The sequence below is a fragment of the Borrelia sp. HM genome, from assembly GCF_019669085.1.
Classification (GTDB): Bacteria; Spirochaetota; Spirochaetia; order Borreliales; family Borreliaceae; genus Borrelia.
In genome coordinates this window covers 873,593-889,605 of the sequence record NZ_AP024401.1, presented here as the reverse complement: position 1 = coordinate 889,605, position 16,013 = coordinate 873,593, and the positions used below count along the sequence as shown (strand labels likewise).

General features: G+C 26.7%; 13 protein-coding genes. 6 read left to right on the top strand and 7 right to left on the bottom strand.

What is annotated here, in order from left to right:
• Positions 1-22: 22 nt before the first annotated feature.
• From K5563_RS04185 to sbcD, 4 genes are read right to left on the bottom strand one after another with little or no spacing between them, the layout of a single operon-like run.
• Complete coding sequence (locus K5563_RS04185; RefSeq protein WP_221037708.1) at positions 23-646, bottom strand: copper homeostasis protein CutC; 624 nt, start codon at positions 644-646, stop codon at positions 23-25.
• An 8-nt stretch (positions 647-654) separates the two neighbouring features.
• Positions 655-1,587: an ROK family protein gene (locus K5563_RS04180; protein ID WP_221037707.1), complete on the bottom strand. Its 933-nt coding sequence runs from the start codon at positions 1,585-1,587 to the stop codon at positions 655-657.
• A gap of 50 nt (positions 1,588-1,637) precedes the next feature.
• On the bottom strand, positions 1,638-4,493 hold the full coding sequence (locus K5563_RS04175; protein ID WP_221037781.1) for an SMC family ATPase: 2,856 nt from the start codon (positions 4,491-4,493) through the stop codon (positions 1,638-1,640).
• The gene (gene sbcD, locus K5563_RS04170) at positions 4,480-5,715 is read right to left on the bottom strand and encodes an exonuclease subunit SbcD (RefSeq protein ID WP_221037706.1); all 1,236 of its coding nucleotides are present in this window, start codon (positions 5,713-5,715) and stop codon (positions 4,480-4,482) included. Before sbcD ends, K5563_RS04175 begins: the two co-directional genes overlap by 14 nt.
• Positions 5,716-5,797: 82 nt before the next feature.
• Here sbcD and topA point away from each other — a divergent pair, with 82 nt between their 5' ends.
• The 5 genes from topA (at position 5,798) to K5563_RS04145 (ending at position 13,757) form a co-directional block, all read left to right on the top strand.
• Complete coding sequence (gene topA, locus K5563_RS04165) at positions 5,798-8,341, top strand: type I DNA topoisomerase (RefSeq protein WP_221037705.1); 2,544 nt, start codon at positions 5,798-5,800, stop codon at positions 8,339-8,341.
• A 3-nt stretch (positions 8,342-8,344) separates the two neighbouring features.
• Positions 8,345-10,834: an ATP-dependent RNA helicase gene (locus tag K5563_RS04160; RefSeq protein ID WP_221037704.1), complete on the top strand. Its 2,490-nt coding sequence runs from the start codon at positions 8,345-8,347 to the stop codon at positions 10,832-10,834.
• A gap of 116 nt (positions 10,835-10,950) precedes the next feature.
• Positions 10,951-12,378, top strand: a complete 1,428-nt coding sequence (locus K5563_RS04155; RefSeq protein WP_221037703.1) for a PTS transporter subunit EIIC — start codon at positions 10,951-10,953, stop codon at positions 12,376-12,378.
• 85 nt (positions 12,379-12,463) lie between these two features.
• Positions 12,464-12,976 carry a hypothetical protein gene (locus K5563_RS04150; protein ID WP_221037702.1) on the top strand — a complete coding sequence of 171 codons (513 nt, stop codon included), beginning with the start codon at positions 12,464-12,466 and terminating at the stop codon, positions 12,974-12,976.
• Positions 12,969-13,757: a phosphodiester glycosidase family protein gene (locus tag K5563_RS04145; protein WP_221037701.1), complete on the top strand. Its 789-nt coding sequence runs from the start codon at positions 12,969-12,971 to the stop codon at positions 13,755-13,757. The genes K5563_RS04150 and K5563_RS04145 overlap by 8 nt, the downstream gene beginning before the upstream one ends.
• Here K5563_RS04145 and K5563_RS04140 read toward each other — a convergent pair.
• Complete coding sequence (locus K5563_RS04140) at positions 13,754-14,305, bottom strand: hypothetical protein (protein WP_221037700.1); 552 nt, start codon at positions 14,303-14,305, stop codon at positions 13,754-13,756. The two genes, K5563_RS04145 and K5563_RS04140, sit on opposite strands and share 4 nt — an antisense overlap.
• 92 nt (positions 14,306-14,397) lie before the next feature.
• Between K5563_RS04140 and K5563_RS04135 the strand changes: the two genes are divergently transcribed.
• On the top strand, positions 14,398-14,757 hold the full coding sequence (locus tag K5563_RS04135) for a hypothetical protein (RefSeq protein WP_221037699.1): 360 nt from the start codon (positions 14,398-14,400) through the stop codon (positions 14,755-14,757).
• 168 nt (positions 14,758-14,925) lie between these two features.
• On the opposite strand, the gene miaA is transcribed toward K5563_RS04135, so the two are convergent.
• Both miaA and K5563_RS04125 read right to left on the bottom strand, forming a co-directional pair.
• Positions 14,926-15,828 carry a tRNA (adenosine(37)-N6)-dimethylallyltransferase MiaA gene (gene miaA, locus K5563_RS04130; RefSeq protein WP_221037698.1) on the bottom strand — a complete coding sequence of 301 codons (903 nt, stop codon included), beginning with the start codon at positions 15,826-15,828 and terminating at the stop codon, positions 14,926-14,928.
• Entirely contained in the window at positions 15,815-16,012 is a 198-nt protein-coding gene (locus K5563_RS04125; RefSeq protein WP_221037697.1) for a DNA-directed RNA polymerase subunit omega, read from the bottom strand. Before K5563_RS04125 ends, miaA begins: the two co-directional genes overlap by 14 nt.
• Position 16,013 lies beyond the last annotated feature (1 nt).

The following is a 16,013-nucleotide window of genomic DNA, read 5'->3' as shown; positions in this document are numbered from 1 at the left end:
AAAATCAATATGCTAAAAACAACTATGAATTTAAATCACCGACAATAAGTCTCCCATGATAAGCCCTGGCACTTAAAATAGAATCAATATTATCAATATTATAGCTATTAACCTTACCAGCAATAACAATTTCTAATTCTTCTCCAACCATTAGTATCAAATCTTTAAGTATCATAAGTGAATCTTCTGCCTTAAGACCTCCTCCTGAAGTCAATATCCTATGCACACCAATATCTAAAAGTGTAATTACAGAAGATCTAATATCAAAAGTTGCATCAATTGCTTTATGAAAAGTGACTCTTAAAGGCTTAGCAAAACTTAGCAACTCTTTAGTTCTCATTATGTCAATTTCATGATCATCATTCAAAATTCCAAAAACAACGCCTTCTACTCCAATATTTTTGCAAATCTTAATATCTTCCTTCATAGCTTTAAACTCTAAATCAGAATATATAAAATCCCCACACCGTGGCCTAATCATTACAACAATAGGAATATCTAAAATTTCTTTTAAAACTTTTATATTACCATAAGAGGGAGTAGTGCCTCCACAAGCCGCATTTTCACAAAGCTCAATCCTATTGGCACCAAGTTTAACAGCATTTAAAGCTTCTAATATATTAAATACACATGCCTCTTTTATCATCAAAACACCTACATAGAATAACACAATTTATTTTCAATAAAATAATGATATAATGCTCCAATTTTACCAGATTCATTGTTAAATTTAGCTGTCTCAATTTTAATAAGTTTTTTAATATCATTATCATAAATATTAGCCAATTCTAAAGACCATAAATTCTCTAACTTATCATATATCCTACTTATTAAATCGAGCCTTGAACTTATCCCTCCTCCAATTAGGACTTTTTCAGGATTTAAAATAAAAGTCAAATTAAAGATTCCAAATGATAAAGATTCAAAAAAACAATCAACTTCATTCCTAGCATGGATGTTACCAGAATCAGCAAGATCAAAAACATATTCTCCAGATACTTCATCAAAATCCATTTCCAAACGCTCTGCAACTCTTTTCCTTAAAGATGCGACAGAAGCTACAGATTCCCACCTACAATTAAAAGGAATATTATTACTTAGACCCCTAGTAATCATAAATCCAACTTCACCAGACATAAAAGAATGTCCTCTTAAAAGTTTTCCATCCATAAATAGCCCAGCGCCAATGCCTGTCCCAAGAGTCAAAGCAACAAAATTATTAGAATTTACAGCATTGCCTTTAAATTTTTCTGCTAAAGCTACACAATTAGCATCATTTTCAATCTCTACATTCACACCTGTTAAAACTTCAAGTTTTTTCTTTAAAGGATAATTAATAAATCCTTTAATAGCATTGACTCTAATAACAATTCCCTTAGGATCGACAAATCCAGGCATACAAATTGCAACACCATTAACATTTTCTTTTATTTTATAAGAATTAATTATATTGACTAAAATACAAATTTGCTCATCAAGAGTAGCACCTGATTTAACTTCATGTTTATCAAGTAAATTCCCATCACTATCTGCAAGAGAATATTTAGTATTAGTACCTCCAACATCAATTGAAACATAACGTTCCATATAAAATCTCCATATTTTTAAAATATTTTTGATAATTATACAATGAAAAATTAAAAACTCTCTATGGTAATTTTAGAAACTGAAGAAATTTTACTTATAAGTATTTGGGCCTTAATCTCCTCCTTTAAATAAGAGACATGAGATATTATACCGATTTGACGTCCATCAATACGCTGTAAATCAAAAATTTTAGGAATAACCACTTTTAAAGTATCCTCATCAAGACTTCCAAATCCTTCATCAAGAAAAAAAGCCTCTATTTTAAGCTCACTATCCCTTATCATATCTGATAAAGCTAAAGAAAGTGATAAAGAAATAAGAAATTTTTCACCACCAGATAAAGTTTTAACACTACGAGTCATATTACCATCCCTTTTGCTTCTGACTAAAAAATTAAAATCTCTGCTATTTGTATTAATTTCAAGCTTAAAATCAGGGAAAATAACACTTAAATACTTTTTATTTGATATATTTAAAATCTCATTAATCAGAAAACTTTGAACATAGTACTTTAAAGTAGGCGAGGTAATAACAACTCTCTTTAAAATTTCTAATTTATCATTACGCTCATTTATACTACTTAACTCATCCTTAATATTTTCTAAATTAATTTTTTGTTTATTAATCTCTATTTGAAGCGTCTGAAAATTTAACAAAGTTGTCTCATATTGACTAATATCTTTTGAGAAAACCTCAATCTGAGACATAAAATTAGATTTCAACTCTAAAAAATAATCTAAACTATCTTTATTAGGTCTTAAAGAATCAAGAGATAAAATAAAATCTTGAACACAAAAACCATATACAATGATTAATCGTTTAAAATCTGCAAAACTAGAACTAAAATTCATCAATTCACGCTTAAGATCTTTTTTTAAATTTAGCATTGTTTGTTCTATAAACTCAATTTGACTCTCAAGCTTCAATTTTGTAATATTTATATTATCAAGATGCAAGCTCAATTTAAAATGATTATTTTCTATTTCTGCCTTAGATCTTAAAAGTTCTGAAAACTCTTCCTCTAACAAAGCAGGATTACTCAAGTTTATATTTAAATTTATATGAGACAATAAACTTTTTATATTATTTAAATCCTTTTCAATTTCTATCTCCTTTAAAGAAATTTTAGAATTTAAATCATTAAAAATAGCCTTTAAGGCTGCAACCTTTTTAAGTTTATCTTCAAAAATCAAAATCTTATTTTTATTAGAATAATCTATATATTTATTAAATAAATCATGACCAATTCTTTTTAAAATTTCTGTATTATTTTTTTTAAAATTCAAAGTTTGATTTTCCCATTTAATTTTATTTTCCTTAGTACGCAAAACATCTTGTTTAATAACCTCCAATTCAGACTGTAAAACCTGAAGACCTGAATTTAACTCCAAGAGCTCATTTAGACTATTCATTTTTAATATTTTTTTCCCTTGATATACCTTATATGCATCCTCAAGATACGCAAGCTTTTTTATATCTCTCTTAACAGACTGATTATTAGTACTAAGATGCGCCAAAAATTCCTTATATAAATCAACTTTAATATTATTTATATTAATGTCCCATAATGAATCGCTATCAATTGACTCTAACAATGATTTTAATCCATTTCTATATTTCAATATTAATTCTTCATTAAACCCTCTTAATAACTTCAAAGCCTCATAATAAACATATTTTTCAAAATCAAATTTTGTCTCCTCTGAAGTAATATTTTTTAGTTCAATATTTTTAATTCTTTGTTTTTCTAACAATTCTTTTTTTTGTGCTTCTAATTGACTTTCTTTTATAAACAATCTATCACAAGCTTGTTCATCAAAATCTATATCAAAGAAAAGAATATTTTCGTAATACAAGTCTTTAACATAACTAAAATTAAAATTATCTAAATCCAGATATTTTAATTCTTCCAAATCTTTTTGGATACTTAAAAGCTCTAACAAAAACTTATTCTTATCATGAAGAAGTTCGCTATGTCTTTTAACAAAATTTTTTAAATCTAAAAAATCATTAGAATTATAAAATTTAAGGCTCTCATCTAATTCTAATTTAATCTTTTCCTGCAAAGAATATTCATGTTTTAGTTTTTCTTTATCCTTAACCTTAGAAGATAATTCCAAGTTTAAATTATTTATCCTATATTGAATATCTAAATAATTCCGATTAAATTTTATTATTTGTTCACAACAAAATATCAACTCATACACATTATCAAGATTTTTTTTTAAAATTTTTATATCAATAGAATTCAAAAAATTAGTCAATTCATTTAATTTTTGAACATTTAGATTAAATCTATTTTTTTCTTCTATATCTAAAAATTGTAACTTTTCTTTATTAAATTTTGTAATTTCTAATTCACGCTTTAAAAAAATTTCTATATCATCATATTTTTTTAAGCTAAAAATATTGTCAATAATCGCCGTTTTATTCCTTGGTTTTGAAGTTAAAAATTCCTGAAAATTACCCTGAGGCAAAATAACGGTTTGACAAAACTGTTCAAAATCCAATCTACAAAGGTTTTTTATAAAAAACAAAATATCGTCTTTATTGTCAATCAAACTTCCATCACTAAGACAATTCAAAATCATATTTTGAGGAGTTTCCTTTTGTTTTATAGTCAATTCAATAAACGATTCATAAATTTTTTCAGAAACAGTGAAAGTAAGCCTAACATAGGCACTTTCAAAACCCTTAGAAATTGAATCTGAAATACTCCTATCAAGCCTATAAACTCGAGCATAAAGAGCAAGAGTGATGCAATCTAAAATTGTACTTTTACCAGCTCCAGTATTTCCAGAAATCAAAAAAATGCTAGATTTTTTTAAAACCGGAATATCAAAATCTATTTCATATTTTCCTTTATAAGAAGCAATATTTTGAAATACTAACTTATTGATTCTCATAATCGCCTGCTCTTCCCTTGAGTAATATTTCTTCAAAAAGAGCAATAATATCTTCTTCTTTAAATTTATTTCCTTTCCTAAAACCATTCATAATATCTCTTCTTAATTTTTTTTGGAAAAAATATTTTTCATCTTTACTTAATACCTCATCCCGGCTAAGTAATTTTTGTTCATTGTGTAAAAATTCTTCCTCAGAATCTACTAAATGATAATAAATATCAAATATATTAATTGAACTTGACCTTACCAAATTATAAATCTGCTCTTCAAATTCAACATTCACTTTCTCATTAATCTCAATTTTTAAGTAACAAAGAGAAGAAATATCACCTTTAATCTTATTCAAAGCATTCATAATATCATCAAAGGAACCTTGCAAAAAACGTAATTCGCCAAATAAAGGAAGTAAAATCCTGTTTTGCTCAATCAATTCATTACCACTAAAAAACAAAACATTAACATATTTTTTAACATCTTCATCAAATGAATACTGAATTGGTGAACCTGAATAAACTATATTATCTTTTAATTTTTTGAAATTATGTATATGTCCAAGTGCAATATAAGAAAAATTACCATCACCAAAAACACTAATAGGCAGAATAAAACTATTCCCAATACTACTAGCTACAGAACTATTAGAAAAAAAAGAATGTGCAATTAATATTTTAGGAATATTACAATATTTATCATCAAACGAGCCAACAATATTTAATATTCGATCTTTATAAACATTTTCAAGATTTTTAAGAAAGACATCATTATGAAGTTCAATATCACCACAACTTTGATTCACAAGAAATTTTTCGTTAAAATAAGGCACACAGACAATAATAAACTTAATATCACCACAATCTTCTAAAAAAATCACTTGATTGAAAAATTCATCTCCAGTAACTAAAAAAAAATTAAACTTCGAGAGTATTTTTTTATTAATATTAAAATAATCTTTTTTATCATGATTTCCAGTAATGACTACACACCACCTACAAGATGTAAAGGATAATTCATAAAAAAAATCATTTACTAATCTTTGCTCATCAAGTCCAGGTCGCTTGGAATCATAAACATCACCAGCAATAATTAAAAGATTAATTTTTTCATTTTTGATAAATTCTAATAAAAAATTTAAAAACTTTTTTTGCTCACCAATCCTAGAAAAATGGCCAATCTTCTTACCAATATGCCAATCAGATGTATGCAACACTTTACAAATACTCATCAATATCACAATATCACATTATTTTTCTTAAAATTTATAATAATTTATACATTATGTTATATTATATATATATAAGGGTTTTATGCAACAAAGAAAGTTAATAATAGTAGAATCACCTACAAAAGCGACAACAATAAAGAAATATCTTGATGGCTCATTCTCAGTAGAAGCCTGCATAGGACATATAAGAGATTTACCTAACAGTGCTAAAGAAATACCTGAAGAATACAAAAAATTTGAATGGGCAAATATCTCTATAGATTATCAAAACAACTTTAAGCCACTATACATTATTCCAAATAACAAAAAATCTGTAATAGAAAAACTTAAAAATCTTATAAAAGAAAAAGATGAGATATACCTTGCAACTGACCAAGATAGAGAAGGAGAAACAATAGCTTTTCATCTAAGAGAAGTTTTACAGATTAAAAATTACAAAAGAATGGTATTTCATGAAATTACAAAAAGTTCGATATTAGAATCACTTAATAACACAAGAGAAATTAATATGAACCTTGTTAATGCCGGGGAAACAAGAAGAATATTAGACAGACTTTATGGATATACAATATCTCCTCTACTTTGGAAAAAAATCGCATATGGGCTATCTGCTGGCAGAGTACAATCTGTTGGACTACAACTAATTATAGAAAAAGAAATAGCAAGAATAAAATTTAAGCAAGCCAATTACTATTCAATTACACTGACATGCAAACATAACAAAAATGATAGTATAAGGATTGAAACAACATTAGAAAAGATTGAGGATAAAAATATAGCTGAAAGTAAAGATTTTGCAAATGATACAGGAACTTTGCAAGATCCTAATAAAACAATTATAATAGACAAAACATTAATGAATATACTTATAAAGGAATTAAAAAAAACAAAAGAAATAAAAGTAATCTCTATTGAAACAAAAGATGTAAAACAAACCAGTCCTAAACCCTTTATTACATCATCCCTTCAACAAGAAGTAAACAGACGATTAAAAATAGGAACTAAACAAATTATGAATTATGCACAAAAACTGTATGAGAACGGTTATATAACTTATATAAGAACAGATTCTTATCATATTACACAAACAGCAAAAGATAAAATAAAAACTATTATAAAGCAAAAATACGGTGAAGAATATATAGAAATGAGTGACAAAATATATGCTAAAGCAAAAATGGCTCAAGATGCACATGAAGCAATAAGACCTTCTGAAATGTTTACTCCTCCCGAGCAAATAAAAATAGAAAGCGAAACCGCCAAAGCAATATATAAAATAATATGGGATAGAACTATCGAATCCTTTATGGGGGATGCAATAAAAAAAATTATAAAAATAACATTCAAGTATGGAAATTTAACTTTTAAATCAAGTTTCACAAAAATAACTTTTGATGGATTTTTGAAAAATAGTAAAGAATCTTATGAGGAGGATAATAACATAGACTTTTCCCTTATAAAAGAAGGTGATCAATTTATTATATTGGACATAAAACCAGAAGAACACTCCACTAAGCCTCCAATTAGATATACAGAAGCATCACTAGTACAAAAACTTGAAAAAGAAGGTATAGGACGCCCTTCAACTTATTCCACTATTATTTCAACATTATTTGAAAGAGAATATGTATTTAAACAAAACAATACATTAATACCAACAATAAAAGGAACTGCTGTCATAAATCTGTTAAAAAAATATTTTCCAGTACTCATTGAACTAAAATTTACATCACATATGGAAGAAAACTTAGACAAGATCGCAATAGGCACACTAGATAAAGTTAAATATCTAAATAAATTTTATAATGGAGAAGAAGGTCTAAAAAATAAAGTAAATAAAATCGAACCTATCATCAGCCCTGAAGAATTTAGAATAGTCCACGAATACAAAAATGATGTAAAACTCAATTATAGCATCAACATTGGAAAATTTGGTCCTTATTTAATTTATAACGGAAGTAACTACTCTATTGATGTAAAAACACCACTAGAAAACTTATACAAAGAAGATGAAATAAAAAAAATAATAGCAGAAAAAGAAATAAAACCCAATATATTAGGAGTCGATCCTGAAACAGGTCTTAATGTAATATACAAAAATTCTAAATATGGAGGAATTGTCCAACTTGGAGAAGATGTATATGCTTCACAAGAATTTACAAAAACAGGCAAACCAAAAAAAGCTAAATTAATAAAAGCAAAAAAAGTTTCAACAAAAAATATAGCATATGAAAATATAAACTTAGAACTTGCACTAAAACTACTCTCACTTCCAAAAATAATTGGAGAATATCCTAAAACTAATGAAAAAATAATTGCTGCAACAGGAATTTTTGGAGATTATATTAAAACTGAAAAAAACAGTATAATATGCCCACTAAAAAAAGATGTAAAAGCATATGAAATAACATTAGAAGAATCAATCAAACTTTTAGACACAAAATTAGAAAAAAACGGAATCATTGTAAAAATAATATCACTATCAAAAAACAAAGTTGGCAATAAAATCTATGTTTACAAACAAAATGATAAATTTTATGCTAAAATTAAGAGAACTAAAGTTTATTTGCCACCTGGCATTGATCTTAGTCAGATAGATGCAACTTATATTTTTGGACTAATGTAGAATATGAGCGATTTTGAGCTTCCTATTTATAAATATAAAGATGAACTAATTAAAAATTTAGAAACAAATAACGTTTTAATAGTAGAAAGTCCAACAGGAAGTGGGAAAACAACACAAATACCAAGAATAATATATGAAGCCGGGCTTGCAAAAATTGGTAAAATTGGTGTAACTCAACCAAGAAGAATAGCCACTGTATCAATAGCAGAATATATTGCAAAACATATTGGTGTCAAACTTGGAGAAGAGGTAGGCTATAAGATAAGATTTAGAGAAGTTATAAGCTCTAAAACTAAAATTAAATTAATGACTGATGGGGTTTTATTACAAGAACTCAAGAAAGATACCCTACTTTATGAATATGATGTAATCATAATAGATGAAGCTCATGAAAGAAGTTTAAACATAGATTTCATACTAGGACTTATTAAAGACATATTAAATAAAAGAAATGATTTTAAAATTATTATTTCATCTGCCACAATAAATACACAAGTATTTTCAAAATACTTTAATAACGCACCAATACTTAACATAGAAACAATTACTTATCCTGTACAAATCATATACAATCCACCATCATTTAATACATCAAAAGCAATGATATTAAAAATAAAAGAGATAATTAGTGGTATTCTTAAAGAGGGAAAAGAAGGTGATATTCTTATATTTCTATCAGGAGAAAAAGAAATCAAAGAAACAATAAAAGAAATTCATGAATTGAATTCAAAACAAAACTTAGTAATATTACCTTTATATGGCCGAATGGCAAAAGAAGCACAAGAGGAAATATTCAGGCCTACACCAAAGAATAAAAGAAAAATAATAGTATCTACAAATATCGCAGAAACATCAATTACAATTGAAAATATTAAGATAGTAATTGATAGCGGAAAAGTCAAAACAAACAGGTTTCAAATGAAAACACATACTTACTCTCTTCAAGAAGTACCAATTTCAAAATCATCTGCTACACAACGAGCAGGAAGAGCAGGAAGACTTTCAAAAGGAACATGTTACAGGTTGTACAAAAGAGACGAATATAATTTAAGAGACGAATATCAAAAGGAAGAAATATATAGAACAGATCTCTCTGAAGTAATATTAAGAATGGCCGATATTGGAATTAGAAATTTTACAAAATTTGACTTTATTTCAAAACCATCAATTAAATCCATCCAAACAGCAAGTGATATATTAAAATCTCTAGACGCAATAAACGAAAAAAACGAGCTTACAGAAATTGGAAAATATATGATAATATTTCCTTTAATACCAATACATTCAAGAGCATTAGTCGAGGCAATGATAAACTATCAACAGGCAATATATCCAACCACAATTGGACTATCATTTCTATCCACAAGCGGGATTTTTTTGTTGCCTCAAAATGAAGAAATTGAGGCTAGACAAGCTCATATAAAATATAAAAATCCACTAGGAGATTTAATAGGATTTATCAACATATTTGAAGACTATAAAAAAGCTATTAACAAAGAAATATTTGCTAAAGAAAATTACTTGGACTTACAAGGTCTTGAGGAAATTGCCAATGTACAAAGACAACTTGAAAACATTGTAAGTAGCTTTAATATCCCAATAGTAAACAAACATGAAATTGATCATGAAGGCTACCTTAAATCCATAATGAGAGGAATGAAAGATTATATTTGCTTTAAAACTTCAAAAAATAAATATAAAACCATAAAAGCACAAAATGTAGTAATACATCCTGGATCACTTATTAATACAGACTCTGTAAAATATTTTGTGGCCGGAGAAATAATAGAGACAACCAAAAGATATGCTAGATCAATTGGGGTACTTAAAAAAGAATGGATCAACGGTATTCAATTTGAAAAAAATGAAAATAAATATGCTAAAAAAGAGAAAAAAAATCTAAATAATAATACTTATCACACTATAGAAAAAAAAGATCAAAATCTTGTATCAAAAAATGAAATAACTATTGGAAAGAAAAAATTCAATATTAAAAATGAAAATAAAAATCAATTAACACTGAGTTTAAAGGAAGTACAAGAACTAATTTCAAGAACAATAAAAAATGAAGAAGAAAAATCATTAAGGAATACCTTTGCAAAATTAACATATGAAAACTTAACAATATTTAAAAATAAAAAATTAATAGAAATAATGCGTATAGTAAATGGTATGGAATTGGATTGGAAACTACTAGAAAAATATGAAAACACAAATGTCAATATCAGTGAAATTGATAAAATGAAAAATATTTTAGAATGCACCATGAATTTTATTAAACATCCAAATAAAAAGTCAGTCCTTTTTCTATCACTTAGAAGTGACTATTCTGACAATTTCTGGCTCAAGCCTCAAAAAAGTTTTATTATAGCAATAGAAGAATCAATGGATAGCATAAAAAGTTTAATCGACACTCAAGATAATATTAAAAAATTAACATCTATTAAAAAAACAATAAATAAAGTTTATCAAAAATTAAACTTTTTTTTCTAAAAATTTAAAAATTACACATCACAGTTAAAACAATAAAATCAACAAAATTTAAAATAAGGTGTCAGATTTAAAATTAAAATATAATAACGAACAGTATAATAAATGGGAGGTTAAACATGAATAATTTAATGAAAAATATGCAAAATCTTGGAAAAGCCTTACAAACTCCTGCAGCTATCTTACCAATTGCTGGTATTTTACTTGGATTTGGACATTTGATAATAGCAACTATACAAACTTCCAACACAATGATACAAATAGGTAAATTAATGGAACAATCAGGAAGTGCTATTCTTGGAAACTTACCAATATTATTTGCAATTGGAACTGGAATGGGATTATCTCAAAATAATAAAGCAGCAGCAGCACTAGGGGGTGCTGTAGGATATCTAATTTTTAATGCAGGACTATCTACATTTACAATAACCATTAATGGAAAATTAGAACCTGTCAACATGTCAGTTTTAGGGGGTATTATTACAGGTATAAGCTCAGCCAATCTTAGTGACAAAGTAGTAAACTATAAAATGCCACAATTTCTAGGATTTTTTTCAGGACAAAGATTGGTACCAATATCTAATGGAATACTTTGTGCAATACTCTCCGCAATATTTGGGTTTTTATGGGCACCACTACAAATAACTATTAATCAGATTGGAATCTGGATGATAGAAGCCGGAAATATAGGATTATTTATATTTGGCTTCCTAAATAGATTACTCATAATAACTGGCTTACATCAACTTTTAAACACCTTAGTATATTTTGTACTTGGAGAATATACTACAAACGATGGCAACATAGTTCAAGGAGAAATTACAAGATATTTAAATGGGGATCCAAATGCTGGAATATTTACATCAGGAATGTATCCAATTATGTTATTTGGATTACCAGGTGCAGCTCTTGCAATGTACTTAACATCCAAAAAGGAAAAAAGAAAAGAGATAGGTGGTATTCTCTTCTCAGCAGCACTCACCTCATTTCTAACAGGCATTACAGAACCAATAGAATATACTTTTATGTTAATAGCACCTTTACTTTATTTAATACATGCCATCTTAACTGGAATATCATTAATTATTACTAATATATTTGGAATACGTATAGCATTTGCACTCTCAGCAGGAATAATAGACTACTTCTTGATGTTCCCAAAATCAACAAATGCGCTACTAATAGTCCCAATAGGGCTTGTCATTGGAATTGTTTATTTCACTATTTTTATCACACTAATAAAAATATTTAATATTAAAACACCTGGCCGTGAACAAGAGACGACGGAAAAAATAACGTTTAATTTCCTTAAAAACGAAGAATTTGAAAAAGTCATTCAAGCTCTTGGGGGAATTGATAATATCATAGATGTAGATGCATGTTTTACACGACTCAGAGTCGATGTAAAATCTACCTCATTATTAAACCAAAACTTAATGCTAAAAATTGGAGCTACAGGAATGATAATTACATCAGGAAATCAAGCTCAAGCAATATTTGGAGCAAAATCTGAACAAATTTCAAATTACATAAAATCTAAAATTTAAATTATAAAGAAGAATAAGAAGAAAAAATTTCACTCATTTCTTCTTATTCTCTTTAAAAAAGAGTATACTGATTTAAATAAGTCATATGAATATTATATTATTTATAATGTTGCTATTTTATTTATTAATGATTCCTATTATTTCAACATACTGCACAGATAAAAAAAGTTTTGAAAAACTAAATAAATTATATATGCTATATAATTTAAACAATAACTTACCAAAAGAACTTGAAACAATAAATGAAATTAAAAACTTGGACTTGGAGTACTATTATTTACTCATGACAAAATACTTGCTTAAAATAAAAAAATATGAAGAAGCCAATAATTTTTTAAACAAGATGAAAGAACCCAAAGATAAAAATAAACAAAATGAAATACTGCTATTAAAACTCATCATTAATGAAGATCATATAAGGGAAAATGAAATTAATGAAATTTTAGAAAGATATAAAGCTCTAGACATAAAAATAATTTACCAACTATATAATATTGCAAAAATAAAAAATGATAAAATATCGTTGAAGATAAAAAACATAATTTTAAAAAATTATCCTAAAAGTATTTATGCCTATAAACTAAAAAGAAATGAATAAAAAAACCTTACATTTAACAATATTGCTCTTCATATCAATCATCTTTCCATTACAAAAATCACTTCATTCAAAAGATATAAACATGAGATACGAAATAATCAAAGGGTCTTTCAAAGAAAGCAATTATGTGATTGTTAAAATCAAAAATCAAAATTTAAAGTTCATAATATCAAAACCTATTTATGATGCAAAAAAGAATAGTTATCACTTTAAAGGACAAACAACAAGTCAATTCTTACTTTCTAATAAAGTAGATATTGCTATTAACACTAGCCCATATGAAATCAAAGGAAACATCTTCTATCCCAATGGCTTATATATATATGAAAAACAAATAATATCCAATGCAAAAAAAAATCAAGGAATAATTATAATCAAAGATAATCAGATTATTTTAAATCCTAAACAAGAAGAAATCAAAAATTCTGATTATGGTTTTAGTGGTTTCTTTTCGTTGATTAAAAATGGAAAATATATTAAACATTTTAAAGAAAATAAACACCCAAGAACAATAATAGGTGCTGACAAAGGCAATAAACACTTATATCTTATAACAGTTGAAGGAAGGGGTACTAACAATAGCAAAGGAATCTCATTAAATGAAGCAATCGATCTATCATTAAGTTATGGTATTATAAATACCATTAATTTAGATGGAGGTGGTTCAAGCACACTTGTAATAAAATCTAACAATTTTTCTCACAAACTTAATTCTACATCTAATTTTTTTGGCCAAGAGAGAATAGTACCTTTTCACTTAGGTATAAAGCTACCTGATTAATTAAGAAATTTCCAACCAATATTAATTCCAAGAGTAATTTCAGTTGTCAATGAAAAAAATTTATTTACAGACAAAGAAGTAGGTGAAATTGAAAGCATAAATAAAGGTCTAATATAGAGTCCTTCAACCTCAGGAATAAAAAGATCTGTAGCAAGACCCAAAGACAAAAACAACAAATCTAGCCTTTTAGGGCTTAAATCAATTGTATACTTAAGACCAAGCAAAGGAAATAATGTTCTAACATATTCATTAAAAACCATTGGATAAATCCCATAAAGTCCAAAAGCAAAATATCTACTATGATGACTAGATAAAAAAGCCTCTTTATAAGAAAAATCTAAAATAAAATAATTAGCATCAAAAAACAAATTTAAATTCATTCCATTGTCTATCCTATTATCATTTTTTACAAACTCACCTATATCACTTTTACTAATAGTATAATGAGTAAATTGATAAGATATCCCCCCTCCAAAAGACAATGGATATGAAAATATGAAAATACTTGAAGGAAAAAACAAAAATAACACAAAAATACACTTTTTCATTGATAATCCCCAAACTTTATAAAAAAAACATTATGTGATTAATACACATGTATATCAAGTAATATATATAATATATAATATAGAAGAAACTTATGAAAGTAAAATTTCTACCCTTAATTTCTATAATATTTTTAACATGCAATAAAAAATCAGAATTGTCCTTAATAGAAAAATTCAATTTGCCCAAAAGCAGTATATTAGGATTTTCAATAAAAATGGGAATAGTAACAAAAAATTATGTTATTTTAAATAATACAACGAAAATAGACAGTAACAATTATAACTATCTAACAATAATTAGAAAAAATGAAATAGTCAAAATCGAAAAAATCATGCAAAACACAGAAAAGCATGGAATTAAAGGCAAATGGATCTTAGTAAGTTATAAAGGAAAAAAAGGATATCTATTTAGCAAAGACATCAACATAATAGATAACATTATAATTAAATAGTTCAACATAACACAAAGCAAAATGTTAGTTAGCAAATAACTAACTAACATTAAATATTATTTATTCTTTTTCTTATGTCTATTTTTTCTTCTCTTCTTTTTTCGCTTATGAGTAGATATTTTTTGTAATTTTCTTTTTCTTCCGCAAGGCACGCCCTATATCTCCTTATTATACAAAAATTAAATCCAAAATGTCTTTTAAGTCATCATCTGGATGAAACCATAAAACATTAGGAATCTTATCAAAAAAAGTCATCTGCCTTTTCACATATAAAAATGAATTTTTAATTATCAAGTTTATTATATCACTTAACATATAATAAGGTCTACCTTTCCAAAACAAAAATTCACGATATCCTATCCCTTTAAAAGCCGGAGTTGATTCATTGTATCCTTTGCCTAATAATCTCTTAATCTCTTCAAGCAAACCACAATCAACCATATTATTTACCCTAGATATTATCCTAGACTTCATTTCATCTATAGGTCTTATCAAACCAATGGCCAAGATATTTTCAATCTTTTGACCTTTGTTTAAAAATTGACTAATTGAAATACCTGTCTGATAATAAACTTCAAGTGATCTTTTAATCCTATAAATATCATTTTTACTTATTGATTCATATCTATTAAAGTCCACTCTCTTAAGTTCCTCTAAAAGGAAATTTTTTCCCCTTGTAGCTAAAAGATTGTTTACATAAATTCTCACTTCAGAAGAAACAGCTGGAGTTTCAGGCAGTCCATCCTTTAAATGTTTAAAATAAAAAGCAGAACCACCCACAAATATGGGAATCTTTCTTTGCTTTTTTAAATTTTCTATTATTTGACATGCCTCTTTATAAAATAATCCAAGAGTATATTCTTGGGTTGGCTCCAAAAAATCTACTAAATGATGTCTTATATGGGATCTTAACTCAAGACTGGGTTTACAAGAAGCAATATCAAACTCCTTATACACTTGAATAGAATCTACATTAATTACCTCAGCAACATCTTTAGGAAAATTGAATAAAATGTCACTTTTACCTACACTGGTAGGACCAAATATAAAAACTATCTTATTTTTCTTCAATTGAATATGTATATTTACCTGTCAAAATATCATTAAAAGCATTAGCTACTACTCTTTCATCAGAAATAGCATGCTCTGCCAAAGAAATTTGCTCAACAATCTGTTCTGTACGAACTATTACTGCCATAACAAGCTCGTAATAATTACCACTAAAATCTTGTATATCCTTTAAAGGTATTTTCATT